The following is a 26,137-nucleotide window of genomic DNA, read 5'->3' on the forward strand; positions in this document are numbered from 1 at the left end:
AAGTCAGCTTGTGTGTGCCTTCAATCAATTCTCAATAACCTGCGCTGTTCGTTGCCCAGTTCGCGAATCCGGTCGCGGCTTCGCTGTACCTCGTGGCGGGTGGTATTGCTGTCGATGATTGTGGGCTTGATCAAGATCACCAGTTCGGATTTGCGCACTCTGACGGTTTTGCCGCGGAACAGGCCGCCGATTACCGGTACATCGCCAGCGCCGGCGTAGCGGCGTTTTTCGTAGTCTTCTACTTCTTGCATCAGGCCGCCCAGTACCACCACTTCGCCGTTTCTGGCGCGCACGATGGTGTCGGATTCACGAATATCCCGGAATGCAGTCGGGAAGCTGAAGGTCTGGTCACCCAGCTGGATGGGTTTTACCAGGTCTCGAACTTCGGTAATCACTGGGTGAACGTGCATGATGATGTCGCCATCAGCGGAAATTTGTGGGGTTACATCCAGTGCGATGCCGCTGAAGAACGGGGTGATTTCAATGTCTGGGGTGTTCACAATCGCCGAGGCGCTGGTGGTGGTGTCGCTGGAAATGTCGGTCACAAAGTATTCGTCGGAGCCCACTCGCAGCACCGCTTTCTGATTGTTGATGGTGGCTTGTTTGGGACTGGACAGCACCTGCACCGAGCCCTGTTCCCCCAGCAGGTCGATAAAGCTGTTGATGTCAGCAATATTGAACACCGAGTTGAAAACCCCAGTGGTCACACCGGTACGGCTGTTGTTGTAGTTGTAGGAAAGACTGCCACCAATCTCGTTCCAGTTAATTCCTGCGTTGTAATCGTCGTTGAGGCGCACTTCGATAATCTTCGCCTCCAGCTGTACCTGGCGCTGTACGCTCAACTCGGAACGTTCCAGGAAGTCGCGCACATCGTGCAGCTCGTTGGGCAGGGCTTTCACCACCACCATGCCCGCCTGGGGCGATACCATTACCTGGCGACCATCCACTTCGCCGCCTACCATGGAAGTAATAAATGCCCTTAATTCACTCCAGAAATCCGATCGAGTCAAAGTCTGGATGCGGGCTCCCTGGCTGCTGCCACTGGCGCTGCCCTGATTATTGCCCTGCTGGTCTGCCAGCAGCAGGCTGAGCAAGCCACTGTCGCCCTGATTGTTGCCACCAAAGTTGCGGTTATTGTTGCGGCTATTACTGCCACCGCTGCTTTCCAGGCGGCCAACGCTGACCGTGGTATCGGACAGGCCCACCCGTTTGATGTCCAGGTAGTCGATGTGGAATATCTGGGTACTCAGCTCTCTGGGGGAGATCAAGTAGGTGTTGCCGCTGATCTTGTAGTCGTAGCCGTAGATTTCCCGGCAAATTTCCAGCACGTCTTCGATGGTGACATCGTTGAGGTTGAGGCTGATGGTGCCTTTGAGGTTGTTGTCTGTGACGATGTTGATATCGGTGCCTTCCATCAAGCTCAGGAAGAAGCGCCCGGCAGGTACATCGTTGGCAGCGACATCAAAGCGCTCCATGGCAGGGCTGACTTCGGCACTGCTTTCCCCCAGTAGCAGGTCGCTGACCGCATTGGGCACTTCTGCGGGCGCTTGCGGTGCTTGCAGCTCTGCGGCAATGCGATCCATCTGGGTTTCCGCGGGCAGGGGCTTTTGTACGCTGGGTGCGCACCCGGCCATTAACACGGCCAAGGCGATGGGCAGCGCGGCGCGGTTAATAGAAAGTGGCAGGCGATTTTTAAATAACATGGTTTGCCTCATTTTGTACCGCCACTGCGGTCGCGTTTTGTGGTTTTAACGGCGCTGGTTTTGATGGTGTTGGTGTGCAGGCTCAACAGCTGCCGCTTGCCATTGCGTTCGATGGTGACCCCACTGGTGGATATGGCGACGATGCGGACACCGGCAATACGATCGCCTTCTTCAACCAGGGTGCCATTGATGCTGGCGTGGCGGCGTTGTTTGCTTACCAGCAGTGAGTCCAATTTGAGGCCGCTGTGCTGTTGTTGGCTGATTGCCGGTGGCTTGTAGGCAATGGGGCGCGTGGGGTCGCGCTCAGCAGTTGCCAGCGGGGCACAAGCCAATAGTGCGCAGGCGACTAATAAGGCTTTTTTACTGTTCACCAAACTATTCATTACCAAGCTATTCATTTCCAAACAAGCCCTCCTCGGTGGTCAGGGTGTAGACCTGTAAGGTGACATCCGCTGTGGGGTAATCGGCGGCGCGATAGCTCAGTTGTTCCCAGCGCAGCCCCCAGGGCAGGGCTTCCAGGGCTTCCAGGTAGGCCACTACATCAAAATAGCGGCCGCTCAGTTGCAGGGTTACCGGGTGCTTGAATACGCCTGCACTGACCGCTTCGCCATCGCTATCGGTGGCGGCCAATTGCAGCTCTTCCACCGGCTGTGCCTCCAGGCGCTCCAGAGTCAGCTTGCCGGTTTTAACCAGCACGTCTTCGAGAATTCTTGGCAGTTGTTGAGCGTCTGCCAAACCACCAGACAGGCTGGCGAGTTCGCTGCGCAGGGCGTCAATTTGCTGTTCCAGGGCCTGCAGTTGTGGCCCTTTATTACCAGCGGCGCTGGCTTGCAGTTGCTGCATTTGCTCTTGGCTGGTGGCCATGGTGTCGCGGTTGGCTTGCAATTGTTTGAGCAGCTGTTGGTGCTCATCGTCAGCGGGTTTGAGCAGGACAAACTCGACAATCATGTAGATCACCGCCACTGCCACCAGGCTCAGTAACACTTTTTCCCGCTGCTGCAGGGCATCAAATTTGGCAGACAGGGCATTCATGGTCGTACTCCCTCTGGCTCCGGCATGTCGCCCAATTGAAATTGCACCAGGCCGTGACGCTCTTGATCTCGTTGCAGTTGCAGGGAGCCAAAGCGGGCACTATCAAAACGTTCGTCCTGTTGAAGCTTTTGCACATATTGCAGCACCGCTTCCGCTGGTTGGGTTTCGCCATTCATGGTCAGGTAGCCGCCGCCATTGAGCAGATGTATCTGCTGTAGCGAAATGCCAGTTTGATGGTGGTCTGCTAACCCGGACAGTTGCTCCGCAAAGCTGAAACGCCGTGCAGAGCGCTGTTGTTGCATCAGCCCACGAATCTGTTGCAAACGCACCAGCTCATCCTGTTTCTGGGCCAGTTGCTGTTCCAGGTCGATACCGCTGGTGGCTACAAGTTGTTGTTGCAGTTGCTGGTTTTGCGCTTGAATTTGTTGCAGCTGGTTGTCGTTGCTGGTCAGTTGCTGACGGAGTTTGTTATTAGCGAGCTTTTGGTTGACGCCGATAAAAACAAGCACAGCGGCCAGTACAGTAGCCGCAATGGCCACTGTTGGCAGATTAAATGCCAAGCCACTGCCAGCACTGCGGTTTTGCTTGCGATACAGATTGATCTGCTGGTAACTCATGCCGCCACCTTGTTATCGCTGCGCAGTGAAGCGCCGATGGCTGCTACGCAAAGTGGGAGTTGTTCGCTGTCCACTCCAGCGGGCAGCGGCAAGTGCTGACTGAGGTCGAGCACGTCGATGGGGGTTGAGAGACTGTTGCGCAAGTCGTCACCGACTTTGTCGCTGCTGATGTGTTGGCCACACAGGTACACCTGTTTGGGCGGTGGCTGGCGCATCTGGCGTTCGAAGTAATCCAGGGAGCGTTGCAGTTCCAGGCCCAACGCGTCTTCCGGCAGGTCTTCCATCAAGCCACCCTGCCATTTAATGTCAAATTGACGGGTGAGGTAGAGAGCGTCGTCGCCGTACACATTCACGCAAACTCGCCCTGGGGATATCAGTGCAATGGCGATACTGCGTTGACCGCTGTGGATGGCACTGGCCAGATTGCGCAGCGCCAGTTCGTTAATATCGATGGATTGCAGCTTGAGGCCCGCCTCGCTAATGATTTGTGCCGCTTGCTCTACATCGCTGGTGGCAGCAGCCACTGCGTACACGTTGTCGCTGCGGCCGGTGTTTTTAGGCAGCGGGAACGCGTCGATAACCGCTTCCTCCAGCGGCATGGGAATCTGGTCCTGAATTTTCCAGCGAATGGCGTCGCGCAGTTCGTCATCCGGTACTTGAGGGGCTTCAGTCAGGTGCAAATGATAGCTACCCATCGGCAGAGCGGCGTGGCAGCGCGCACCTTTCAAGCCCAGCGAGCAGATGCAATCGCGCAATAGGGCGGCCCTGTCGGCGTCTGCGTCGCAGGGCAGAAATTCGCAAGCGAGAAGTTGTTTTTCACCTTGAGGGTTGGCGTTGATTTGAGCGACGGCAATCCCGTCTGGCCTGATTTCAACCCCCACAGCTGCCGCAGATTGGCGGCCTTTGTTTTTCCATCCGAGCAAAGTGGTCTACCGTTTTTGGTTTTTATGTTGGGATAGCTACGCAGACAGTATCGAACGTTGCGCAGATAACTTTAGCTCTGTATGGAGGCGTAGTTTACCACCCACCCGCTCGGGGTAGAACGGTTTTTAAGTGTTTTCCGTCACACTCGGGGCTATAGTTCTGAATCCATTATTTGTGGAGTAATTGCCTTGTCCAGCACCAAGCCAGAGAGTTGGCGTGTCGAAGATTCTGCCAGTCTGTACCGTATCAATGAATGGGGAGCCGGTTATTTCCGCCTTTCCGACAGCGGTGAGGTGACGATTACCGCGCCGACCCCGGAAGGTCCGGCGACAGTTCAGCTAAACGATATCATCGCTGGCATTCGCGAGCGGGGCTACGACACACCGGTACAGTTGCGCATCGATAACTTGCTTGAAGACCGTATAGCGCAACTCAATAACGCCTTTGCCAGCGCTATTGATGCCAATAATTATCAGGGTCAGTATCGGGGTGTGTTTCCGATCAAGGTCAACCAACAAGCCCAGGTGGTGGAGCAGATTGCCCGTGTGGGTGAGCCTTACCATCACGGCTTGGAGGCAGGCAGTATTGCGGAATTGATGATTGCTTTGGCCCTGTGCCGGGGCACTGAAAGTGTGATTGTGTGCAATGGCTACAAAGATCGGGATTTTATTGACCTGGGGTTGCACGCCATTCAGCTGGGTGTGCGCTGCTTTTTTGTGGCAGAAACCCTTCACGAGCTGCCGCTGATTATCGAGCGCAGTCGCAGAATGGGGGTTGAGCCTCTGGTTGGCTTCCGGGTGAAATTGTCCACCAAGGTTCAGGGGCACTGGGAGGCCGATTCCGGCGAGCGTTCTATTTTTGGCCTCAGCATTATTCAGATGATGGAGGCGGTAAAGCTGCTGCGTCGGGAAAATATGCTCCACTGCGTAAAGCTGCTGCATTGCCACCTGGGCTCACAGCTGCCAGATATCGGTAATATTTGTGACGGTGTGCGCGAAGCTTGCCGCTATTACACCGACTTGATTGCCGAGGGCTGCCCTTTGGGTTGGCTCGATATGGGGGGCGGCCTGGCGGTGGACTACGACGGCTCCAACAGCACCGGCGGCTACTCCAAAAACTACACTGTGGAGCAATACTGCGACAGTATTGTGCGCACTACCGCTGAAATGTTGGATGAGGTGGGTATTGCCCACCCGATGCTGGTGACCGAATCCGGTCGTGCCACGGTGGCTTACAGTTCTATTTTACTGTTCAACATTCTCGATGTGAGCCATTTCGATGCTTTGGCTCTGCCGCAACAGCTTCCGGATGATGTGCACTCTCAAGTAGTCGCTCTGTCGGTGTGTGCTGAGCGCATGCAGGAAGCCACTATGGAGCGCTCCCACGACAGCGCTGTTACTTTGCGCAACAGCATTCGCAGCTTGTTTGCCGAGGGGAGCATCAAATTGCCAGAGTTGGCGTTGGCAGAGAATATCTACTACGACCTAATGCAGCGTATTGCCGATATGGCTGCCACTATGGACAAGCCGCCAGAAAAGTTGGCCAACCTCAAGCAGGCGAGAGCGGATATTTACTACGGCAATTTTAGCCTGTTTCAATCCTTGCCGGATAACTGGGCGCTGCAGCAATTGTTTCCGGTGGTGCCTCTGAATCGACTCAATGAGCGGCCTACTCGTGAAGCGATCATCGCCGATATTACCTGCGACTGCGATGGCAAAATGGATCGCTTTATTGGCAATACCGGGCCGCGCAGTACCTTGCCCCTCCATGAATTTACACCGGGCGACGATTATTGCCTGGGGGTGTTTTTGGTGGGCGCGTACCAAGAAACTCTGGGCTCGTTACACAATCTGTTTGGTGATAATCACGTAATTAGTGTGCGGATTAACCCGGACGCCAGCTTTGATTTTGTGCATGAGATTAAAGCGGATGACGCCGACGAAGTATTGCGTACGGTGGAATACGATCCCCAATATTTATTGAATGAGTTGCGCAACAAAGCCGAGACGGCGGCGCAAAATGGTTTGATAGAGGTTGCTGATCGCCCTCAGATTCTGGAAGACTACGCCAAGTGCCTGCGGGGGTATACGTATTTTGAGCGTTAGGGTTTGTTAATAGGTTTTAGGCTATTGTCGCCATTAAGATAATTGATTTTATTTACCAGGCTCTCTTTTCTAAACTGGTTTCCAGCTTCAGAAAACAGGATTGGTAACGATGAAAACCTTAATTACCTGTGCGGCTCTTGCTGCCGTTATAACCGTTCCCGCCATGGCCAGGGACTTATTGGGCCATAACGACAAGCCAAGCGCAGTCAAAAGTGCGGCTGCCCACCAATTGCTGATTCGCGAGCGCAATAAAGTGGAGCTTGTTTCCGCGAACCCAGACGCTCAACGATAAACATCGACTGCCGAAAGCGACTACTTTCCGTTCACCACTGTCGTACACTCAAGGGATGAGTGATGTCGGTTTTCAAATACAAGCAGATACCTGTCGTCGTGCTCGCCTGGCCAGAGACCGGCGTTTTGATGGGCTGTTTTTTGTGGCAGTAAAAACCACGGGTATTTACTGTCGCCCGGTGTGCCCGGCATCGCCCCCCAAAGAGACCAACGTTCGTTATTTTCCATCCGCGTTGGCCGCTAGCCAACAGGGTTTTCGCCCTTGTCTGCGCTGCCGCCCTGAGTCTGCCCCAGGGTCCCCTGCCTGGCAGGGAACGCAGACGACGTTATCCCGAGCAGTAGCGCTGATCGACGCTGGCGGCTGGTGCCAGCAAACCTTGCCTCAGTTTTGCCAGCGTTTAGGGGTGGGGGAGCGACACCTGCGCCAGTTGTTTCACAATGAATTGGGGGTGTCTCCCCAGAGTTATCGCAATTTTCGCCGTTTGATGCTGGCCAAGCAGTTGCTTCACCAAACCCGGTTGCCTATTGCAGATATTGCCATCACTGTTGGTTTTGGTAGCGTGCGACGTTTTAATGCGGCGTTTAAAACCGCGCTTCAGCTCACCCCTGTGCAGGTGCGAAAGTTGGGTAAAGCCAGTGCGCATTTAGCCGGAGGTGTGCAGCTATTTCTCAGTTATCGCCCGCCTTACAACTGGGCTTGGTTGCAGGGCTTTTTAAGCCAGAGGGCAATTGACGGCCTGGAAGTGGTTTGCACGGACAGCTATGAACGCAGTTTGCACCTGAATGCCGGCCATGGCCGTTTTGTCGCCAGGCATATCGCGGATAAATGCGGCTTTGCAGTCACCTTGTGGTTGCAGCAAGATGCCGATCTGCCCGCTGCAGTGTCCACGGTTCGTCGCCTGTTGGATTTGGATGCGGATCGCACCACCATTGATCATCATTTGTGCCAGTGTTCTGCCCTTGCAGAAAACTACTTGCCAGGAGTTCCACTGCCCGGAATGGCAACACCGTTTGAAGCGGGAGTACGGGCTATTTTGGGGCAGCAAGTGAGCGTAGTGGCGGCTCGGAAGTTGGTCACCACACTGGTGCATGAATTGGGTGGAACAATGGCGGATAATCGGCGTTTGTTTCCGGTGGCAAGTGCAGTCGCTGGATCGACGCTGGACTTTTTGGCGATGCCAGGCAGCCGCAAGAATACGCTAAAGCGCTTTGCCCAACATCTAACTGAACACCCTCACAGTGGGCCTCAGGAATGGTTGGGCCTCAAAGGTATTGGCCCTTGGACGGCGGATTATGCGGCCATGCGTTTGGGTAATCCGGATATCTGGTTGGGCTCGGATTTGGGCGTTCGCAAGGGGCTGGCAACGCTCAATGGCGACCCCAACCCGAATCATTGGGCGCCTTGGCGCAGTTACGCCAGCTTACAAATGTGGCAACGATTAAATTGAAGAATGAAAATATGGAAACAGCAATTATTGAATCCCCAATTGGCAATATTCGCATCAGTGCCGATGAGCAAGGCTTAACGGAATTACGTTTTCGCGATCAGCCACTTACTGAAAAAGTTACTCACCCAATTCTTATTGAAACCACGAAACAGCTGCGCGAGTATTTTACTGGCGAACGCCAGATTTTCGACTTGCCGCTGCATCCTGTCGGTACAAATTTTCAGCAAAACGTTTGGCGAGAATTGTTGGCGGTGAGTTTTGGTGAAACCACCAGTTATGGAAATATTGCCAACACACTCGGCAAGCCAACCGCCAGCCGAGCAGTAGGGGCGGCCAATGGCCAGAACCCTATCTCCATTATTGTGCCCTGCCACCGCATTATCGGTAGCAGTGGAAAACTGACAGGATATGCAGGTGGGCTTGAGCGCAAGCAATGGTTGTTAAACCATGAGTACAAGATGGTGAATGGTATTGATGAGCTGTTTTAATAATCTCCGGCATTGCGAGGAGCCCATAGGGCGACGTGGCAATCTAGTGACTTTAACCCGTGGTTGTTTCTTTAGGCTGATTTTTATTTCAGGATTGTGTTTGCTCTAAATGCTCAGGAGTATACTGACGAAAATTTTTATGCCAGGGCAGGAATAGTCTATTTTTGGATTGAAAATCATTTATAAATAGCTCTACGGTAGGTTGTCCATAAGCTTTACTATGCCTGATAGCTACAATTTCTTGCCACGATAATTTTCGATAGCATTTTCGAAACCCAAAGATTATGCAGTCTTTGGTAGTGGTAACATTTAGTGCGGCATAAAAATCATCAAGAGGGGAAAGGCCGATGACTGTTTGATATTCGCAATCTGATGGGTACATTTCTTTGCGAGAGGCTGTAGTTCCTACTTTGAGTAAGTGGCTTCTTATTTTTTTTCGCTTCTGCGAAACATTGTATATGATAACTAAAAAAACGCACAAAACCGCAAAAACGCCAGATATAAACAGCGATTTGTTAAAGTGATAAGCCACTCCAAACGCTATCAAGAACACAAGGCTCACTTGGAAGTTTGGTCTCAACCTAAGCTTTGGCCAATTTTGCATATGCTACCTTTTTGAGAAAGCTGCTCAACGCCTTGTCAGATATGCGGCATATAGATAATGCCTACAAATTGATTCCCAAACTTTCCCATATGTCATCCACCTTCTGCTTTACTTCCCCACTCATAGCAATCGGCTCTCCCCATTCCCGGTCGGTTTCACCAGGCCATTTGTTGGTAGCGTCGAAGCCGATTTTCGAGCCGAGGCCGGAAACCGGCGAGGCAAAATCCAAATAATCGATAGGGGTGTTGTCGATCATGACGGTGTCGCGACTTGGGTCCATGCGGGTGGTCATCGCCCAGATGACGTCGTTCCAGTCACGAGCGTTAACGTCGTCGTCGGTGACCACCACAAATTTGGTGTACATAAACTGACGCAGAAAAGACCACACGCCCATCATCACTCGCTTGGCGTGGCCGGCGTATTGTTTTTTGATGGTGACCACTGCAAATCGGTAGGAGCAGCCTTCTGGCGGCAGGTAAAAATCTTGAATTTCCGGGAATTGCTTTTGCAGAATGGGCACAAATACTTCGTTGAGCGCTACCCCTAAAATAGCGGGTTCGTCCGGCGGCCGTCCGGTGTAAGTACTGTGATAAATCGGATTTTCCCGGTGAGTAATGCGCTCTACGGTAAACACCGGAAAGCGTTCTACTTCGTTGTAGTAGCCCGTGTGGTCACCAAAGGGACCTTCGTCCGCCATTTCTCCAGGGTGTAAGTGACCTTCCAAAATAAATTCGGCGCTGGCAGGTACCTGCAAGTCGTTGCCGATGCTTTTAACCACTTCGGTTTTTTCGCCCCTTAATAAACCGGCAAAGGCGTATTCGGAAAGGCTGTCGGGCACCGGTGTGACTGCGCCTAAAATTGTCGCTGGGTCGGCCCCCAGGGCGATGGATACGGGAAACGGTTCACCCGGGTGTTTTTGTTGCCAGTCGCGAAAATCCAGAGCGCCGCCGCGATGGGCCAACCAGCGCATAATCAGTTTGTTTTTACCGATTTTTTGCATCCGATAGATACCCAGATTCTGACGCTCCTTCTCTGGTCCACGAGTCACCACCAGTGGCCAGGTTACCAATGGCCCCGCATCGCCGGGCCAGCAGGTTTGAATGGGAATCTTGTCCAGATTTACGTCATCACCCTCCAGCACCACTTTTTGGCAGGGCGCTTTCTTGATTTCTTTGGCGGGCATATTAAGCACCTGTTTGAAGGTGCCGCGCTTTTCCCAGAGTTCTTTAAAGCCCTTTGGTGGTTCTGGTTCTTTTAAGAACGCCAGCAGTTTGCCCACGTCTCGCAATGCGGTGACGTTCTCCTGGCCCATGCCCATAGCTACGCGGTCGGGTGTGCCGAACAGGTTGGCGAGTACGGGTATGTCATAACCCACCGGGTTTTCAAACAGCAGTGCCGGGCCGCCAGCGCGCAGAGTGCGGTCGGCAATTTCGGTCATTTCCAGGTTTGGGTCGACGGGGGTGGTGATGCGTTTGAGTTCACCGCGCTTTTCTAGAAAGTCGATAAAGTCGCGCAAATCTTTACAGGGCATTTAGTATGGGCCTAACTCTGTTTTACAGGCCGCTGACTGTAGCACAAACAGGGTATAAGCAGACTTGAAAATCAACGGTATCAATTCTAAAGTAGCGACGCGCAAGGGTAGTTTGCGTGGATAATAATAAAGAGAGGTATTTATGTCCGAGATAGTAACCGGCATCGTCAAGTGGTTTAACGATGCCAAGGGGTATGGCTTTATTGAGAAAGAGGGCAGTGCGGATATATTTGTGCACTTCCGGGAAATTAATGGTACCGGGCGCCGAACTCTTTACGATGGCCAGGAAGTCAGCTTTGAGCTGGTGCAAGGGGACAAGGGTTTGCAAGCAGCTAACGTGACTGTGGTTGGCGTTTGATCGGCAAACTCTTGAAGGCATAAAAAAACCGGCTAAAAAGCCGGTTTTTTTATGCCGCAATGACGGAGTTATTTCTTCTTCATCGCCAGGAAGAATTCGTCGTTGGTTTTAAAGCCTTTCAAACGATCGATCAAAAATTCCGTACCGGCAATATCTTCCATATCGTGGAGCAGTTTGCGCAGTATCCACACCCGTTGCAGTTCGTCTTCCTTCATCAACAGGTCTTCACGGCGGGTGCCGGAGCGACGCACGTTGATGGCTGGGAATACGCGCTTCTCAGCAATCTTGCGATCCAGGTGCAGTTCCTGGTTGCCGGTGCCTTTAAATTCTTCGTAGATCACTTCGTCCATTTTGGAACCGGTGTCTACCAGCGCGGTGGCAATAATGGTCAGCGAACCACCTTGTTCAATGTTGCGGGCGGCACCGAAAAAGCGCTTGGGCTTTTCCAGAGCGTGGGCGTCAACACCACCGGTAAGTACCTTGCCGGAGGAGGGTTGCACGGTGTTGTAGGCGCGGGCCAGACGAGTGATAGAGTCGAGCAGGATCACCACGTCTTTTTTGTGTTCCACCAGGCGTTTGGCTTTTTCGATCACCATCTCGGCCACTTGTACGTGGCGGCTGGGGGGCTCATCGAAGGTGGAGGCCACCACTTCACCGCGCACGGTGCGTTCCATTTCGGTGACCTCTTCCGGACGCTCGTCGATCAGCAGCACCATAATGTGCGCTTCCGGGTTGTTGCGGATAATCGATTGAGCGATGTTTTGCATCATGATGGTTTTACCAGCTTTGGGCGGTGCCACAATCAGGCCGCGCTGGCCTTTGCCGATGGGGGAAACCAGGTCGATGATACGGCCGGTTAAGTCTTCGGTACTGCCATTGCCCGCTTCCAGCTTGAGGCGTTCGTCCGGGAACAGCGGGGTCAGGTTTTCAAACAGAATCTTGTTGCGGGCGTTTTCTGGTTTGTCGAAGTTGATGGTGTCCAACTTGAGCATGGCGAAGTAGCGTTCGCCGTCTTTGGGGGGGCGAATTTTGCCCGCCAGGGAATCACCGGTGCGCAGGTTAAAGCGGCGAATCTGGCTGGGAGACACGTAAATGTCGTCTGGGCCTGCCAGGTAGGAACCGTCTGCGGAACGCAAAAAACCAAAGCCGTCTGGAAGAATTTCCAATACCCCTTCGCCGTAAATGTCTTCGCCGGATTTGGCGTGGCGCTTGAGGATGGTAAAGATAATGTCTTGCTTGCGGGAGCGGGCCAGGTTGTCCAGGCCGATGCTCTCGGCAATTTTCAGCAATTCACCAATAGGCTTGGTTTTCAGGTCGGTCAGGTTCATACGGAATGGCTTTGTTGGTTTTGTAAAAGGTCTGGCAAATAACGGGCAGGAATTGGGTGCTTGCAGGTTGTATTGGCGGCCAATGGCTACAGGTATTTGCTATGGTTCGAATGAGTTATCGCTGGTCTCAGGGTATTAAAAACAATTGCCCGGCCGATATTTTTGATTTTTACAGTTTGGGTCGGGGAGGAGTACTGGGAACAGCGGATCGTAGATGGCGCCAGTATAACGCTTAATGCCAGTGATGCAAAGGGATAGAGAGCGGTGCCGCGGTTACCTGCGAGCAGGCAGTGCGGCACCGATCACAGATTAGCAGTTCTCTTCAACGAACTGAGTCAGCTGAGGCTTGGACAGGGCGCCCACCTTGCTGGCTTCCAGATTGCCGTTTTTGAACATCATCAGAGTGGGAACGCCACGTACGTTGAATTTGGCGGCCATCTCTTTGTTGCCGTCGATGTCGATTTTGCAAACTTTAACTTTACCGTCCATTTCAGTGGCCAGCTCGTCGAGGATGGGGGCAATCATTTTGCAGGGGCCACACCAGGTTGCCCAAAAATCAACCAGAACAGGCAAGTCTGAATTCAGTACTTCAGCGTCAAAAGAGGCATCGGTAATTTGTGAAATGCTCATATACTGTCTCCAAAAAGGATGAATGGATAACCGCTGTCAGCGCGTTGATACAACTGCCTGCATTGGTACAATTGCGGGCGATCATAGCATCCACTGAGATAAGCAACAACGGACATTGCGGGCTTATATTGGGGCCAATTATTGGAAATCAAGCATGAATAAAAATAACACCGCTGACCCTGCGCCGCTGCTGGCTGCCGTTGATATGGGCTCTAACAGTTTCCATATGATTGTGGCCCGGGTGGAGCACGGTGAGATACGCCCTATAGAACGTATTGGCGAGAAGGTGCAGCTGGCGGCAGGTATCGGCCTGGACGGCAACCTCAGTGCTGAATCCATGGAGCGTGGCCTGGCCTGTCTGTCCCGTTTTAAGCAAGTGCTGGACAGTCTGCAACCGGGTCTGGTGAGGCTGGTTGGCACCAATGCTTTGCGCGCCGCCAAAAACCGACAAGTGTTTTCCGAGCAGGCGGAAGCCCTGCTCGGTTATCCGCTGGAGATTATTGCTGGCCGGGAAGAAGCCCGGCTGATCTATTTGGGCGTCGCCCATACCTTGTCGGACGATGAGCAGTCGCGTCTCGTGGTGGATATTGGCGGTGGCAGTACCGAATTTGCCATCGGCCAACGCTTTGAACCCATGCAGCTGGAAAGCCTGCATATGGGTTGTGTGAGTTACATGAAGCGCTTTTTCCCCGATGGCAAGATCGACAAGAGCAGTTTTCGCCGGGCCTACGAGGCCGCCACTCTGGAAGTGCTGAATATTCGCTACAGCTACCAACAAACTGGTTGGCATGAAGCGGTTGGTTCAGCCGGAACACTCAACGCCATTGCCAATGTATTGCAAAGCCAGGGCTGGGGCGATGGTGATATTACGCCGAAAGGACTGGCGTCGCTGTGCCGGCACATGCTGGCTGTGGACCATGTCAATCAACTTCAGTTCGAGGGTTTGAAAGACAACCGTCGCACCGTGTTCCCTTCCGGGGTAGCCATTACCTGTGCACTGGTGGATTGCCTGGGCATTGAGCGCATGAGTATTTCTCAGGGAGCACTGCGGGAAGGGGTGGTGTACGACATGATTGGTCGCCTCAGCCACGAAGACGTTCGCGAGCGTACGGTGAATGCGTTGGCTCGTCGTTGTGGTGTAGCCCAACAAAACGCCGATCGGGTAGAAGCCATGGCCGCGCAATTATTCGCTGCAGTGAGCGCCAGCTGGCAGTTAAAAGGTGAAGCGTTGCAGCTGCTGTGCTGGGCGGCGCGACTTCACGAGATTGGCCTGTCTATTTCCCACAGTCAGTTTCACAAGCACGGTGAATACCTGATCCAGAATTCGGATTTGCCCGGGTTTTCGCAGCGTGACCAGCAATGGCTGGCGACGTTGGTGCGCTGCCATCGGCGCAAGCTCCCGGTAGATATGCTGGCGGAATTGCCTGAAAACAGCCGTAAGACCCTTGAACGCCTATGCTTGCTGCTGCGCCTTGCGGTGTTGTTTAAATACGTTGCACCGCTGGAGGGTGAGCCGGAGTTCGATGCTTTTGCCAATGGCGATACCTTGACGTTGCGCACCACAGAGGAGTGGCGTTTGCGCCACCCATTGACCATGACGGAGCTGGAAGCAGAAGCTCAGGCGGTGGCAGCGGGTGGTTATCATTTGCAGGTGGTTTAGTTTCGGCAACCACCGCCATTGCGAGGGAGTGCAGCGAGCGCGACAATCTTGTGGCTTTAGCTCCGTACCGTCATTCTGAGCGTAGCGAAGAATCTCGGAGTTGTGTTTTTATTTATTGGTAATTTTTCAGTGCAGGTTTCGCCTGCTGGCGAATCCCTTTTCTTTACTCGTATAAAGAAAAGGAATCAAAAGAAAGTACGCTCCAGTCGCCCTTGGCCTTCGGCTACCCTCGCTCCTTCGGTGCCATGGCCGGGTCGCGCAGAGGGTACCTCCTGTACCCGCTGTGCTGAAACGGACGTCCTGTCCGTTTCACCCTATGCCACCTCTGTCACTCGGCAAGGGCAAAGGGGAATTAGGTGTGCTCCATAGTTAAATATTATCCTGAAAACTTTTCCAACAGCTCCAATTGCGCGCTGCGCGGTTCTTCTCCTTCCGCCGGTTGCTGCAGCAGGTACTCACCGTTAGCCTGCAGCTCCCAGCTGTGGGTGTTGTCATGCAGGTAGCAGTCCAGCTCATCGAGAATGCGTTTGCGCAGTTTTTTATTCTCCACTGGGAAAGCGATCTCCACCCGGTGTTTGAGGTTGCGCTCCATCATATCCGCACTGCCGCAGAACAGTTGCGGGCTGGCGTTTTCGAAGTAGTAGGTGCGGGTGTGTTCCAGAAAGCGGCCGATAATGGACACTACGCGAATATTGTCTGACAGGCCGGGAACGCCGGGGCGTAAGCAGCACATACCGCGCACCACCAAATCAATCTTCACGCCGGCCTGGCTGGCTTTGTAGAGTTCCTGAATGATGTTGCCTTCGGTCAGACTGTTCACTTTCATAATGATTCGAGCGGGCTTGCCCTCTTGGGCGGCACTGGCTTCGCCGCGAATCATGCGAGTAATTTTTTTGTGCAGGCTGAAGGGCGCGCTGAGCAAGCGCTGCAGGCCCTCAGCCTTACCCATACCAGTGAGCTGCTGGAAGATTTTGTGCACATCGCTGCCCAGTTCTTCGTCGCAGCTCAACAGGCTGTAATCGGTGTACACCCGGGCATTGCCCGCGTGGTAGTTGCCGGTTCCCAAATGCACGTAACGGCGCAACTTATGGCCTTCTCGGCGCACGATCAGCAAGGTTTTGGCGTGGGTTTTGTAGTTCACCACACCGTAGGTAATAACAGCTCCTGCGTCCTGCAGACGGCTGGCCAGTTGCAGATTTTCGGCTTCGTCAAAACGGGCGCGCAGCTCAATCACCACGGTGACTTCTTTGCCATTTCGAGCCGCTTCCACCAGTGCGTCAACAATCTCTGAGGTGGCACCGGTACGGTATAGAGTTTGTTTGATGGCGAGCACGTCTGGGTCACGGGCGGCTTCGCGCAGCAAATCAATAATTGGGCTAAACGACTGGAACGGGTGCAGCAGTAACACGTCGTCCTTGCGAACCGCGTCAAAAGTCGGGGTTTCCGGGTTGAGCAGTGCCTTGGGCAGTGCTGCCGATAATGGCGGGTATCTCAGGTCCGGGCGATCCACTTCTTTCATCAGCTGCATCATCCGGCCCAGGTTGACTGGCCCGTGTACCCGGTAGAGCTGATATTCGGTGAGGTTTACCTGATCCAGCAGAAAGTCCACCAGCTCCTGAGGGCAGTCGTCGGTCACTTCCAGGCGCACAGCACTGCCAAAGCGGCGAGAGTGCAGTTCACCGCGCAGGGCACGGGCGATGTCTTCCACTTCGGTGGTGTTCAAGTCCAGGTCGGCGTCGCGAGTCAGGCGGAATTGATAGCAGCCTGTAGGGGTCATGCCGGGAAACAACTCGCCGATATGGGCGTGCATCATCGATGACAGGTAAACAAAATTGTCGCCGCCGTCGCATAACTCACTGGGTACCTTAATCAACCGAGGTAGGGAGCGTGGTGCAGGCACAATGGCACGGTTCATTTCCCGGCCAAAGGCGTCGGTACCTTCAAGGGAAACAATAAAATTGAGGCTTTTGTTGGCCAGGCGTGGGAATGGGTGCACTGGGTCCAGACCCAGTGGGCTCACTACTGGCTGAATCTGGGTGTGGAAGTAGTCTTCTACCCAGCTGGCGACCTGATCATTCCATTCGCAGCGCTTGAGAAAGCGGATGTTTTCCTTTTCCAGGGCCGGCATCAGGATGTCGTTGAGAATGCGATATTGCTTGTCAAAGCCGTCGTGGCACTGGCGACTCAGTTGTTTCAGTACTTCCTGAGGGTGGATGCCATCCAGGGCGACACTTTCACGGGAGTAGTTGATTTGCCGTTGTAGGCCCGCCAGGCGAATTTCAAAGAATTCATCCATGTTACTGCTGAAAATCAGCAGGAACATCAACCGCTCCAACAGCGGGTATTCTTCGTTGAGCGCTTGCTCCAGTACCCGCAAATTGAACTGCATCAGGCTCAAGTGGCGGTTGATGTAGTAATCCGGGTTGGACAGGTTAATGTCACCGTTTGTTTCAGGGTGCAAAGGCACAACACTATCGGGCAGTTGTTCAGACATGGCTTTTTTCATGGCAAATTCGAGAGAATCCATCTTCTGTGATTTATGTGACAGATTTTAGACGGTTTTGTGTCAACAGGCACGATGACAGGATTCGTAGCAAAGGGTATACAGACCAAACGGTTGAACCCACAGCCACTTTTTCGCTCTAAGGGCCACATTTCCACCGAGAACGACACAATGTCTGCTAAAAAAATTCTGATCTTATTGGTAGTTGCCGCGGTGCTCTACCTCTACTTTTTCACCGGTTTGGGTGACTACATTACGCCGAGTTATTTCCAGCAACTCTACTCTGAGCAGCCGGTATTAACTGTAGCGATCTTCTTTGCAGCCTACATACTGCTCTGTTCTCTGCCAGTGGCAGCGCTACTGACGGTGATGGGCGGCATGGTATTTGGTGCTACTACCGGAACACTGGTGGTTTCATTTGCCAGCACTATGGGTGCGACGGTGGCGTTTCTGGTGGCTCGCGGCTTGCTGGGTGACTGGGTGCAAAGCCGCTTTGGCAGCTATCTGGAAACCGTTAACCGCGGTGTGGAAAAAGACGGTGCCTTTTACCTGTTTAGCCTGCGCTTGATTCCAGCGGTGCCATTCTCGGTGATTAACCCGGTAATGGGCCTGACCAAAATGAAGCCGTTTACCTTTTACTGGGTGAGCCAACTGGGCATGTTGCCCGGCACCTTTGTGTATGTGAATGCCGGTGCTCAGCTCGGCGCGGTGGATGAATTCTCCGTTGCTGGCGTGCTGACGCCAGGCCTGATTGCCTCGTTTGTGCTGCTGGCGATTCTGCCCTTTATTGCCCGCGCCATCGTCGGTTCAGTACAAAAAGCCAAAGTATACAAAGGCTATAAAAAGCCTAAGAGCTTCGACACCAATATGGCAGTCATTGGCGGCGGTAGCGCAGGCTTGGTCAGTTCTTATATTGCGGCAGCCGTAAAAGCCAAAGTGACTTTGATCGAGCGCCACAAGATGGGGGGCGACTGCCTGAATACCGGTTGCGTACCCAGTAAGGCATTAATTCGCTCTGCCAAAATTGTCAAAGAAGTGCGCAATGCGGAGCACTACGGTGTGTCTGCGGGCGAGCCAAAAGTGGACTTTGCCAAAGTGATGGAGCGGGTTGGCCAGGTGGTGAAAGACATCGAGCCCCACGACTCCATCGAGCGCTACACCGGCCTGGGTGTGGACTGTGTAACCGGCGACGCCAAAATCATTTCCCCTTGGGAAGTGCAGGTGGGCGACCAGGTAATCACCACCAAAAACATCGTTATTGCCAGTGGCGCACGCCCCTTTGTGCCCCCGATTCCCGGCATTGACCAAGTGGACTATCTCACCTCCGACAACCTGTGGGACTTGCGCGAATTGCCAGAGCGCCTATTAGTATTGGGCGGCGGCCCGATTGGCTGTGAATTGGCGCAATCCTTCCAACGCCTGGGTGCAAAAGTCACGCAAGTGGATATGGCGCCGCGCCTGATGCCCCGTGAAGACGAAGACGTTTCCCAGTTTGTGATGGAGAAATTTACTTCCGAAGGCATCGACGTACGTGTCAATCACAAAACCGTGGCCTTCGAAGTCCGCGACGGTGAGAGTGTGGCCATTCTGGAGTCCGGCGATGACAAAGTGGAAGTCACCTTCGACAAAGTACTGGTTGCTGTGGGCCGCAAAGCCAATGTGACCGATATGGGCCTGGAAGAATTGAACATCGACACTCTGCCTCAGGGCACCGTGGCGGTGGACGATTACCTGCGCACCCGCTACCCCAATATCTACGCCTGTGGTGACGTGGCCGGCCCTTATCAGTTTACTCACACCGCTGCCCACCAAGCTTGGTACGCGGCTGTAAACGCGCTGTTCTCTGGCCTGAAAAGCTACAAAGTGGATTACTCGGTAATCCCTTGGGCTACTTTTGTGGATCCCGAAGTGGCTCGCGTTGGTCTTAGCGAAGCAGAGGCTAAGGAGAAGGGTATCGAATACGAAGTGACCAAATACGGTATTGATGATCTGGACCGCGCCATCGCCGACGGCGAAGCCCAGGGCTTTGTCAAAGTGCTCACGCCTCCGGGCAAAGATAAAATACTGGGTGCCACCATTGTGGGTTATCACGCCAGTGACTTGATTACCGAATTTGTTACCGGCATGAAGCGTAATATCGGCCTCAACAAGATATTGGGCACCATCCATATCTACCCCACCGTGAGCGAGGCCAATAAGTACGCTGCTGGTGAGTGGAAACGCGCCAATGCGCCAGAGAAAGCTCTGCAATGGTTGTTCAAATTCCACAACTGGCGTCGCGGTGCTTCCAGCGCAGATGCACCACAACAGGTAGCTACTGCGAAAGAGTAATCTGCTGACTCAAGATCGACGAAGGGCGCGCTACAAAGTAAAGTAGTCGCCCTTCTTTCGTCTAACGCCCACCCGCAAATGGAAACAACATGAGCGCCCACGACTCTTCTGAAGAAAACGTTAAAGACTCCGTCAAAGACTATTACGGCAAAGAACTGCAAGGCTCTGCCGATTTAAAAACCGACGCCTGCTGCACCGTTGGCAGTTTGCCTCAACACCTCAAGGACATTATGTCCCGCATTCATCCGGAAGTGAGCGGTCGTTACTACGGCTGCGGTTTGGTGGCGCCGGATTTGCTCAACGGTATGCGCATTCTCGATTTGGGCAGCGGCTCCGGTCAGGATGTGTATGTGCTGTCCGCGATGGTGGGCAGCAACGGCTCTGTGGTCGGTGTGGATATGACCGACGAGCAACTGGCGGTGGCCAACGCTCATATCGATTACCACCGCAATGAGTTTGGTTACTGCCAGGCCAACGTGGAATTCAAGAAAGGCTATATCGAAAAACTGGATGAGCTGGGTCTGGAAGACGAGAGCTTTGACATTATTGTGTCCAACTGTGTGATTAACCTGTCGCCGGATAAACAAGCGGTATTGGAACAGGCCCACCGCCTGCTCAAGCCAGGTGGTGAGCTGTACTTCTCCGACGTGTACGCCGACCGTCGTGTACCTGCGGAGCTGGTAAACGATCCTGTGTTGTACGGAGAATGTTTAAGCGGCGCTCTATATTGGAATGACTTTGTTAACTTGGCCAAGCGTGCCGGTTTTGCCGACCCTCGATTGGTGGAAGATCGCCCTCTGGGTATCGACAACGACGACGTCAAAGCCAAAATCGGCCATATCGGTTTTTACTCCGCCACTTACCGTTTATGGAAGCTGGATTCCCTGGAGCCCGCCTGCGAAGACTACGGCCAGGCGGTAATCTACAAAGGCACCATCCCCAACTGCGAGCGTGAATTTACCCTGGATAAAGGTCATGTCATCACGGCTGGCAAGGTATTCCCTGTCTGCGGTAATACCTGGAATATGCTGGCGCAAACCCGGTTTGCGGAACACTTTGAATTTGTCGGCAACTTCGATACCCACTATGGGATCTTTGAAGGTTGTGGGTCGTCGTTGCCCTACGATACGGAAGTGTCTGAAGGCTCTGCTGGTGGTAGTTGTTGTTAAGTCAACTTAGTCCCGGAGCCGTATATTGGCTTTCAGGGCACGCAGCAAATACATCCATGTATGCTCGTCGTCAGCATCCCTGCTGACGGCGGCCCTGAAAGCCAATACACAACTCCTGCCGGTATACACCCATCTCTGATGAGAAGATTTGGTGTGGGGTGCGCTTTCCCTGACCGTATGCGGCAAGGAAGCCGCATCCGAGCGTGCAGGGACGCATTCACAGCGTGTCAGGGAAAGTGCGCCCCATGGCGAATCGCCACCCAAACCTGCAAGGTCATCTTGTTTTATACGCTCGTTTAGAGTTAGCTTAAGTCCTCTATTCAACTCGGCGTAATTTCCTTTGGGCCAAAAAACTCAACATTACGATATCGCCATCGCTGGAGCCGGTATGGTCGGGTCCACCTTGGCTTTGTTACTGCGTCAGGCAAATCCGGATTGGCGCATTCTGGTGGTGGAACCCCACCCGCAACAAACCAGTGGCGACTACAGCCCCAGTTTTGACGATCGCTCCACGGCGCTTTCCTGGCGTACACGAGAAGTGTTTGAAGGGTTGGAGTTGTGGCAGCAATTGGAACAGCGCGCCGCCGCTATTGAGCAGATTCAAGTGAGCGACCGGGGGCATATTGCCTCCACCCAGCTCAGTGCTCAAGAGCAGGGCATGACCGCTTATGGTTATGTGGTGGAAAACCGCTGGCTGGGTCAGGTATTGCAACAGCAGCTTGCCAACAGAGATATTGAACTGGCGGCACCGGCCACCATTGAGCAGGTGTCAATGACGCCCAGTGGTGCCGAAATATCTCTTAGCAACGGTGATGTCCCTATCTCTTGTGAGTTACTGATCATTGCCGATGGTGCCCGCTCCACTACCCGCAAATTGTTGGGCATTGGCATAGATGTGCAGGACTACGGCCAGATGGGCCTGATCGCCAATATCGCTTTGGCCCAACCCCACAACGGTGTCGCTTACGAACGCTTTACTGCCAATGGGCCGATGGCGCTTTTGCCTTTACCTGACAGCGCCGATGGCCAACATCGCAGCGCACTGGTGTGGACGCTACCGCCGGATCAAGCCGAGCATTTAAGTCAGTGTGATGAAGCCAAGTTTTTGGCCCAGCTGCAACAAGTGTTTGGTTACCGCCAGGGGCAATTGTTGGCAGCCGGTGAGCGCCAGCTCTATCCACTGAAGTTGATGGAAACCCGCGAGCAGGTGCGTCGCAATCTGGTGGTGGTGGGCAATGCCGCTCACAGTTTGCACCCGGTAGCGGGGCAGGGTTTTAACTTGGCGATAAGGGATATTGCGACGTTGGTTGAAGTGTTAGCAGAGGGCGCCAGCGACGGCTGCCGTTTGGGTGATTTAACTCTGCTGCAACAGTATCAACGGGATCGTGAAGCCGACCAGCAGCGCACTGTCGCCGTCAGCCATTGGTTGCCAAAGCTATTTGCTATTGATAGCCCAGCTGCTGCTTTGGCTCGCGGAGCTGGTCTGTTTGCTATGGATATGGTGCCGTCACTGCGGGGGCAGTTTGCTCGTTATGGAATGGGGGTGGAATAATGACTGGTCAATACGATTTAGTGGTAGCCGGTGGCGGTCTGGTGGGGTCGGCGTTTGCCGCTTTGCTGGCGGATCGCTGCCCGGAGTTGTCCATTGCCGTGGTGGAGTCACGGCTTTTTGATGGTTACTACGACGGTGATCAATTTGATCCACGAGTGGTAGCGCTCACTGACACTTCCCGACAGCTGCTGGAGCAAATTGGTGTTTGGTCAGCCATCGCGTCGAGGCGAATCGCCCCCTACACCCATATGTCCGTATGGGATGCGGATGGCACCGGCTTTATTGAATTCGACAGCCGCGATGTGGGTGCCCCCAGCCTGGGCCATATTGTGGAGAACTCCAATATCGTCGGTGCCCTGCAACAGCGCATCGAACAGTTGGCCAATATCGAATGGATTTGCCCCGCCAAAGTGGCACAGGTGGAGCGAAGCAACGAGCAAGTCCATGTAGAGCTGGATAACGGCGAACGTTTGAACACGCCCTTGCTGGTAGCAGCAGATGGTGCGCTTTCCAGTGTGCGCGATCTGTGTGACTTTCAGCTGGATGATACGCCCTACGGCCACAGCGCCATTGTTGCCACCATTCACTGCCAGCAGCCTCATCAAAATACCGCCCGTCAGTGGTTCGCCAGTGATGGGCCATTGGCATTCTTGCCGCTGCCGGAAAAGCACGCGGTTTCTTTTGTGTGGTCCCAGCGGGAGAAGAAAGCTGAGCAGTTAATGGCGCTTTCGAGCGAAGAATTTTGCACCCAGCTGATTCGTGCCAGCAGTGCCTGTTTGGGTGCGGTGGAATCGGTGTCAAAGCGCTTCTGCTTCCCCCTTCATCAACGCCACGCCAGCGACTATGTACAACCAGGCATCGCCCTGTTGGGTGATGCGGCACACACCATTCACCCCTTGGCCGGACAGGGGGTTAACCTGGGTTTTAAAGATGTGATTTCCCTAGTGGATGAATTGCGGCGGGCCAGCCAGCGTGGTTTGCCCTTGGGCGATCTGTCGGTACTAAGCCGCTATCAGCGCCAGCGCAAGCCGGACAATTTGGCCACCATGTTGGCGATGAAAGGGTTTAAAGAATTGTTTGCCAGTGACAACCTTGGGGTGCGCTTGCTTCGCAACGAAGGCATGTCGCTGGTTAATCGCATGGGTTTGGTGAAAAAGCAATTGGTGCGGCAGGCTATGGGCTTATAGGTTTGAATAATTAGGTTTGTTTTTTGTAAATCTGCTTCTAAGTGGCAAATGAGTCTTGCTAGGCTGGAGATTCAGGGTAAATTGGCAACAAAGGACAGCTAACCATGATTCACGAAGAAATTCCCAAGGAACATCCGGATCCGTTTCTTGAAAAGCTCCATCGCGCTATTCGGCTGGCGGTGAAAATTCTCGCAGTTCTGATGGTAGTGGTGATCTTCTGGAGTATTTTGGATGTGATTTATGTGCTGTACCGGCAGCTGATGTTGCCGCCCAAATTCCTGTTGGACGTTGGCGATATTCTGCAGGTGTTTGGTGCTTTTATGGTGGTGTTGATCGCTATTGAAATTTTTATCAATATTCGACTCTACCTTGGTACAGAGGTATTCCCAGTTCAATTGGTGTTGGCGACTGCGCTGATGGCGATTGCCCGTAAAGTGATTGTGCTCGACTTGGATATTGTTACCTCAGAACAAATACTGGGCATTGCTCTGGTGACTTTGGCATTGGGTATTTCTTACTGGCTGGTTTCGAAAAAGATAAAAGCCGAACGGGCGTAAGGTCAAAAGCCCTAAGAATAATTTTCCAAATATTGCTGGAACATCGCCATCAGTTTTTTGGTATTTCTGCCAACCTTTCCATCACCGATTGACTGGTTGTCGATGGTTGATACCGGCAGCACATTTTTGCTGGTGGAGGTTAAAAAGGCTTCGTCGATATTTGCTAGCGCCTCCACCGGTATATCCCGTTCTTCAATATGAAATTCCGTCGCTGCCAACTGCAGAACAATTTTTCGCGTAATTCCGTAGAGGATGTCTTCGGCGGGGGTAATCAATGCATCACCGCAAAAAGCAAAGAAATTGCTGCGCGGACTTTCAGTAATGCTTTGCCGGTTGTAATAGAGTAAATCGAGGGCGTTGTGCTGGCGTTTTTTCTGCTCCATGCGAATGGAGTTCATATAGTTAATGGATTTTACTTGGGGCAGCTCCCGCTGGTATTCCATAGTGATTAACGTGGCACCCTGGGAGAAGTAAACGTCAGGGTAAGTGGGCAGCTCTTCGGCAATCATAATCAGGTTAGGTTGTTTGGGGCTCAAGCCGCTGTTGCCACCGGTGAGTAGCAGACGTACTGCCGGAGTCCTCAGGTCACTCCGGTCGATAAGCTGTTGAGCGATAGCCATGATTTCCTGGTCGCTTAGAGGTACCTCTAGATGTAACTCCCTGGCGGACTGCCGCAAGCGGGCGATGTTGTCAGCAAAGTGAAACAGCTTGCCGTTGTGGGTGCGGCCAAAATCAAATACCCCATACCCCCGTTGCAGTGCCAGGTCGGTGATGCCAATAACGCCATTATCGGTAGGCTGGATGTCACCATTGACATAACAGTAAGTACTCATGGTTTATCCTCTGTGGGTACGTTGCCCGTAAGAGACAGATCCTGGTTGTAAACAGTTTCATCCAGCTCGCCTTCGCTTTTGGCTACCAGTACAGACACCATCGCGTCGCCAGTTACGTTCACAGCGGTGCGGGCCATATCGAGAATACGGTCTATGCCTGCGATCAGAGCCACGCCTTCCAAGGGTAGGCCTACTGAAGTCAACACCAGCGACAGCATAATCAAACCAGCACCGGGAATGCCTGCAGTGCCGATAGATGCCAGCGTGGAGGTGGCGACGATGGTCAAGTAGTGTCCGGCATTGAGATCAATGCCATAAGCTTGGGCCACAAACAATACCGCCACACCCTGGTAGAGAGCGGTGCCGTCCATGTTGATGGTGGCTCCCAGAGGCAATACAAAACTGGAAACCGGGCGGGAAACTCCGAGATTCTTTTGCGTACATTCCAACGTTACTGGCAAGGTGCCCGAGCTACTGGTGGTCGTAAATGCCACCGCTTGGGCGGAGCGAATGCCTTTGAGGAACATCAACGGGTTGAGGCGGGCAAACAGCACAATAGCGGCACCGATCACCAGTGTGACGTGCACCAGCGAACCGAGGTAAACACCGCCGATTACCTTGCCAAGAGGCAGCAGTACTTCCAGGCCAAAGGTGCCCGCCACCCACGCCATCAAGCCAAAGACGCCGATAGGCGCAAAGGCGATAACAATGTCGGTCATCTTGTACATGACCTCAGCCAGTGAGTCGATCACTTTGGCAACCGGCTTGCCCGCGTCTCCAGCGAGGTTAATGGCTACTCCCAGAATCACCGCAAAAAAGATAATTTGTAAAATATTGGCATTGGCAAATGCGCTGATGGGATTCTGCGGAATAATGGCAATCAGCGTGTCGATAAACGCTGGACTTTCGCGGACGCTCATCGCTGAGCTGGTTGTGATTTCAACACCGCTTCCCGGTTGCAATAACGTACCGAATAACAGGCCAACGCTGATGGCTACGGCGGTTGTTAGCAAGTAAATGCCAAAGGTTTTTGACCCCAAACGCCCCATTTTTTTGAGGTCATTCATCGAGCATAGGCCCGCCACCAAGGAGCTGAATACCAGAGGCACAATCAGCATTTTAATCAGGCTGATAAAAATGGTGCCCAGCGGTTTTAACCAAGTGGTGGCAATTGCCTCACCCACCAAAGCCCCCACCGCTAGACCCGCTATCAATGCGATAAGGATTTTTTTCCAAAGTGGAGTATTGGAAATTAGTTGAATAAGTTTTGTTGTTTGAGGCATGGC

Annotated in this window: 23 protein-coding genes; 11 read left to right on the forward strand and 12 right to left on the reverse strand. The window is 53.3% G+C overall.

Annotated features, from left to right (window positions below; genetic code table 11):
- Positions 1-20 precede the first annotated feature (20 nt).
- The 5 genes from KFE80_10065 to pilM are packed head-to-tail and all read right to left on the reverse strand — an operon-like array spanning position 21 to position 4,233.
- The gene (locus KFE80_10065; GenBank protein ID UTW44736.1) at positions 21-1,703 is read right to left on the reverse strand and encodes a secretin N-terminal domain-containing protein; all 1,683 of its coding nucleotides are present in this window, start codon (positions 1,701-1,703) and stop codon (positions 21-23) included.
- Positions 1,704-1,711: 8 nt separating this feature from the next.
- A complete protein-coding gene (locus tag KFE80_10070) occupies positions 1,712-2,101 on the reverse strand; it encodes a hypothetical protein (GenBank protein ID UTW44737.1) in 390 nt (129 codons plus the stop codon).
- A complete protein-coding gene (pilO, locus tag KFE80_10075; protein UTW44738.1) occupies positions 2,094-2,735 on the reverse strand; it encodes a type 4a pilus biogenesis protein PilO in 642 nt (213 codons plus the stop codon). Before pilO ends, KFE80_10070 begins: the two co-directional genes overlap by 8 nt.
- Positions 2,732-3,352: a hypothetical protein gene (locus KFE80_10080; GenBank protein ID UTW44739.1), complete on the reverse strand. Its 621-nt coding sequence runs from the start codon at positions 3,350-3,352 to the stop codon at positions 2,732-2,734. Before KFE80_10080 ends, pilO begins: the two co-directional genes overlap by 4 nt.
- Positions 3,349-4,233: a pilus assembly protein PilM gene (gene pilM / locus KFE80_10085; protein UTW44740.1), complete on the reverse strand. Its 885-nt coding sequence runs from the start codon at positions 4,231-4,233 to the stop codon at positions 3,349-3,351. Before pilM ends, KFE80_10080 begins: the two co-directional genes overlap by 4 nt.
- Before the next feature lie 231 nt (positions 4,234-4,464).
- Between pilM and speA the strand changes: the two genes are divergently transcribed.
- The 4 genes from speA to KFE80_10105 all read left to right on the forward strand — a co-directional run bounded on the left by speA (position 4,465) and on the right by KFE80_10105 (position 8,608).
- Positions 4,465-6,381 carry a biosynthetic arginine decarboxylase gene (speA, locus tag KFE80_10090; GenBank protein UTW44741.1) on the forward strand — a complete coding sequence of 639 codons (1,917 nt, stop codon included), beginning with the start codon at positions 4,465-4,467 and terminating at the stop codon, positions 6,379-6,381.
- 109 nt (positions 6,382-6,490) lie between these two features.
- Complete coding sequence (locus KFE80_10095; protein ID UTW44742.1) at positions 6,491-6,673, forward strand: hypothetical protein; 183 nt, start codon at positions 6,491-6,493, stop codon at positions 6,671-6,673.
- A gap of 55 nt (positions 6,674-6,728) precedes the next feature.
- Positions 6,729-8,120 carry a DNA-3-methyladenine glycosylase 2 family protein gene (locus tag KFE80_10100; protein ID UTW44743.1) on the forward strand — a complete coding sequence of 464 codons (1,392 nt, stop codon included), beginning with the start codon at positions 6,729-6,731 and terminating at the stop codon, positions 8,118-8,120.
- 11 nt (positions 8,121-8,131) lie between these two features.
- On the forward strand, positions 8,132-8,608 hold the full coding sequence (locus tag KFE80_10105) for a methylated-DNA--[protein]-cysteine S-methyltransferase (protein UTW44744.1): 477 nt from the start codon (positions 8,132-8,134) through the stop codon (positions 8,606-8,608).
- Positions 8,609-8,696: 88 nt separating this feature from the next.
- On the opposite strand, the gene KFE80_10110 is transcribed toward KFE80_10105, so the two are convergent.
- Entirely contained in the window at positions 8,697-9,212 is a 516-nt protein-coding gene (locus tag KFE80_10110) for a hypothetical protein (GenBank protein UTW44745.1), read from the reverse strand.
- Positions 9,213-9,273: 61 nt separating this feature from the next.
- Positions 9,274-10,743, reverse strand: coding sequence for a 4-hydroxy-3-polyprenylbenzoate decarboxylase (gene ubiD / locus KFE80_10115; protein ID UTW44746.1), 1,470 nt, complete (start codon positions 10,741-10,743; stop codon positions 9,274-9,276).
- 151 nt (positions 10,744-10,894) lie between these two features.
- Here ubiD and KFE80_10120 point away from each other — a divergent pair, with 151 nt between their 5' ends.
- Positions 10,895-11,101: a cold-shock protein gene (locus KFE80_10120; GenBank protein ID UTW46692.1), complete on the forward strand. Its 207-nt coding sequence runs from the start codon at positions 10,895-10,897 to the stop codon at positions 11,099-11,101.
- 68 nt (positions 11,102-11,169) lie between these two features.
- On the opposite strand, the gene rho is transcribed toward KFE80_10120, so the two are convergent.
- Both rho and trxA read right to left on the reverse strand, forming a co-directional pair.
- Positions 11,170-12,429: a transcription termination factor Rho gene (gene rho / locus KFE80_10125; protein UTW44747.1), complete on the reverse strand. Its 1,260-nt coding sequence runs from the start codon at positions 12,427-12,429 to the stop codon at positions 11,170-11,172.
- Between the two features lie 309 nt (positions 12,430-12,738).
- Entirely contained in the window at positions 12,739-13,059 is a 321-nt protein-coding gene (trxA, locus tag KFE80_10130) for a thioredoxin TrxA (protein UTW44748.1), read from the reverse strand.
- Positions 13,060-13,213: 154 nt separating this feature from the next.
- On the opposite strand from trxA, the gene ppx reads away from it, so the two are divergent.
- Positions 13,214-14,719 carry an exopolyphosphatase gene (gene ppx / locus KFE80_10135; protein ID UTW44749.1) on the forward strand — a complete coding sequence of 502 codons (1,506 nt, stop codon included), beginning with the start codon at positions 13,214-13,216 and terminating at the stop codon, positions 14,717-14,719.
- Between the two features lie 376 nt (positions 14,720-15,095).
- Here ppx and ppk1 read toward each other — a convergent pair whose 3' ends face one another.
- Complete coding sequence (gene ppk1, locus KFE80_10140) at positions 15,096-17,246, reverse strand: polyphosphate kinase 1 (GenBank protein ID UTW44750.1); 2,151 nt, start codon at positions 17,244-17,246, stop codon at positions 15,096-15,098.
- 147 nt (positions 17,247-17,393) lie between these two features.
- Here ppk1 and KFE80_10145 point away from each other — a divergent pair, with 147 nt between their 5' ends.
- The 5 genes from KFE80_10145 (at position 17,394) to KFE80_10165 (ending at position 24,018) form a co-directional block, all read left to right on the forward strand.
- The gene (locus tag KFE80_10145; GenBank protein UTW44751.1) at positions 17,394-19,553 is read left to right on the forward strand and encodes an FAD-dependent oxidoreductase; all 2,160 of its coding nucleotides are present in this window, start codon (positions 17,394-17,396) and stop codon (positions 19,551-19,553) included.
- Positions 19,554-19,642: 89 nt separating this feature from the next.
- Positions 19,643-20,722 carry a methyltransferase domain-containing protein gene (locus KFE80_10150; GenBank protein UTW44752.1) on the forward strand — a complete coding sequence of 360 codons (1,080 nt, stop codon included), beginning with the start codon at positions 19,643-19,645 and terminating at the stop codon, positions 20,720-20,722.
- Between the two features lie 388 nt (positions 20,723-21,110).
- Positions 21,111-22,274, forward strand: a complete 1,164-nt coding sequence (gene ubiH / locus KFE80_10155) for a 2-octaprenyl-6-methoxyphenyl hydroxylase (GenBank protein ID UTW44753.1) — start codon at positions 21,111-21,113, stop codon at positions 22,272-22,274.
- Positions 22,274-23,461, forward strand: a complete 1,188-nt coding sequence (locus KFE80_10160) for a UbiH/UbiF/VisC/COQ6 family ubiquinone biosynthesis hydroxylase (GenBank protein ID UTW44754.1) — start codon at positions 22,274-22,276, stop codon at positions 23,459-23,461. Before ubiH ends, KFE80_10160 begins: the two co-directional genes overlap by 1 nt.
- Positions 23,462-23,565: 104 nt before the next feature.
- Positions 23,566-24,018, forward strand: coding sequence for a phosphate-starvation-inducible PsiE family protein (locus KFE80_10165; protein UTW44755.1), 453 nt, complete (start codon positions 23,566-23,568; stop codon positions 24,016-24,018).
- A gap of 11 nt (positions 24,019-24,029) precedes the next feature.
- On the opposite strand, the gene KFE80_10170 is transcribed toward KFE80_10165, so the two are convergent.
- A complete protein-coding gene (locus tag KFE80_10170) occupies positions 24,030-24,851 on the reverse strand; it encodes an aminotransferase class IV (protein ID UTW44756.1) in 822 nt (273 codons plus the stop codon).
- Positions 24,848-26,134, reverse strand: coding sequence for a dicarboxylate/amino acid:cation symporter (locus tag KFE80_10175; protein UTW44757.1), 1,287 nt, complete (start codon positions 26,132-26,134; stop codon positions 24,848-24,850). Before KFE80_10175 ends, KFE80_10170 begins: the two co-directional genes overlap by 4 nt.
- Positions 26,135-26,137: the final 3 nt, after the last annotated feature.

The organism is bacterium SCSIO 12696 (assembly GCA_024397955.1).
GTDB lineage: Bacteria > Pseudomonadota > Gammaproteobacteria > Pseudomonadales > Porticoccaceae > SCSIO-12696.

Coding starts and splice junctions, on each gene's coding strand:
- KFE80_10065 (UTW44736.1), bottom strand. CDS start 1,703: ATGTTATTTAAAAATCGCCTGCCACTTTCTATTAACCGCGCCGCGCTG.
- KFE80_10150 (UTW44752.1), top strand. CDS start 19,643: ATGAGCGCCCACGACTCTTCTGAAGAAAACGTTAAAGACTCCGTCAAA.
- pilO (UTW44738.1), bottom strand. CDS start 2,735: ATGAATGCCCTGTCTGCCAAATTTGATGCCCTGCAGCAGCGGGAAAAA.
- rho (UTW44747.1), bottom strand. CDS start 12,429: ATGAACCTGACCGACCTGAAAACCAAGCCTATTGGTGAATTGCTGAAA.
- KFE80_10070 (UTW44737.1), bottom strand. CDS start 2,101: ATGAATAGCTTGGTAATGAATAGTTTGGTGAACAGTAAAAAAGCCTTA.
- KFE80_10145 (UTW44751.1), top strand. CDS start 17,394: ATGTCTGCTAAAAAAATTCTGATCTTATTGGTAGTTGCCGCGGTGCTC.
- KFE80_10105 (UTW44744.1), top strand. CDS start 8,132: ATGGAAACAGCAATTATTGAATCCCCAATTGGCAATATTCGCATCAGT.
- ppk1 (UTW44750.1), bottom strand. CDS start 17,246: ATGGATTCTCTCGAATTTGCCATGAAAAAAGCCATGTCTGAACAACTG.
- KFE80_10110 (UTW44745.1), bottom strand. CDS start 9,212: ATGCAAAATTGGCCAAAGCTTAGGTTGAGACCAAACTTCCAAGTGAGC.
- KFE80_10095 (UTW44742.1), top strand. CDS start 6,491: ATGAAAACCTTAATTACCTGTGCGGCTCTTGCTGCCGTTATAACCGTT.
- ubiD (UTW44746.1), bottom strand. CDS start 10,743: ATGCCCTGTAAAGATTTGCGCGACTTTATCGACTTTCTAGAAAAGCGC.
- KFE80_10170 (UTW44756.1), bottom strand. CDS start 24,851: ATGAGTACTTACTGTTATGTCAATGGTGACATCCAGCCTACCGATAAT.
- KFE80_10165 (UTW44755.1), top strand. CDS start 23,566: ATGATTCACGAAGAAATTCCCAAGGAACATCCGGATCCGTTTCTTGAA.
- KFE80_10100 (UTW44743.1), top strand. CDS start 6,729: ATGAGTGATGTCGGTTTTCAAATACAAGCAGATACCTGTCGTCGTGCT.
- KFE80_10080 (UTW44739.1), bottom strand. CDS start 3,352: ATGAGTTACCAGCAGATCAATCTGTATCGCAAGCAAAACCGCAGTGCT.
- ppx (UTW44749.1), top strand. CDS start 13,214: ATGAATAAAAATAACACCGCTGACCCTGCGCCGCTGCTGGCTGCCGTT.
- KFE80_10175 (UTW44757.1), bottom strand. CDS start 26,134: ATGCCTCAAACAACAAAACTTATTCAACTAATTTCCAATACTCCACTT.
- trxA (UTW44748.1), bottom strand. CDS start 13,059: ATGAGCATTTCACAAATTACCGATGCCTCTTTTGACGCTGAAGTACTG.
- ubiH (UTW44753.1), top strand. CDS start 21,111: ATGGTCGGGTCCACCTTGGCTTTGTTACTGCGTCAGGCAAATCCGGAT.
- KFE80_10160 (UTW44754.1), top strand. CDS start 22,274: ATGACTGGTCAATACGATTTAGTGGTAGCCGGTGGCGGTCTGGTGGGG.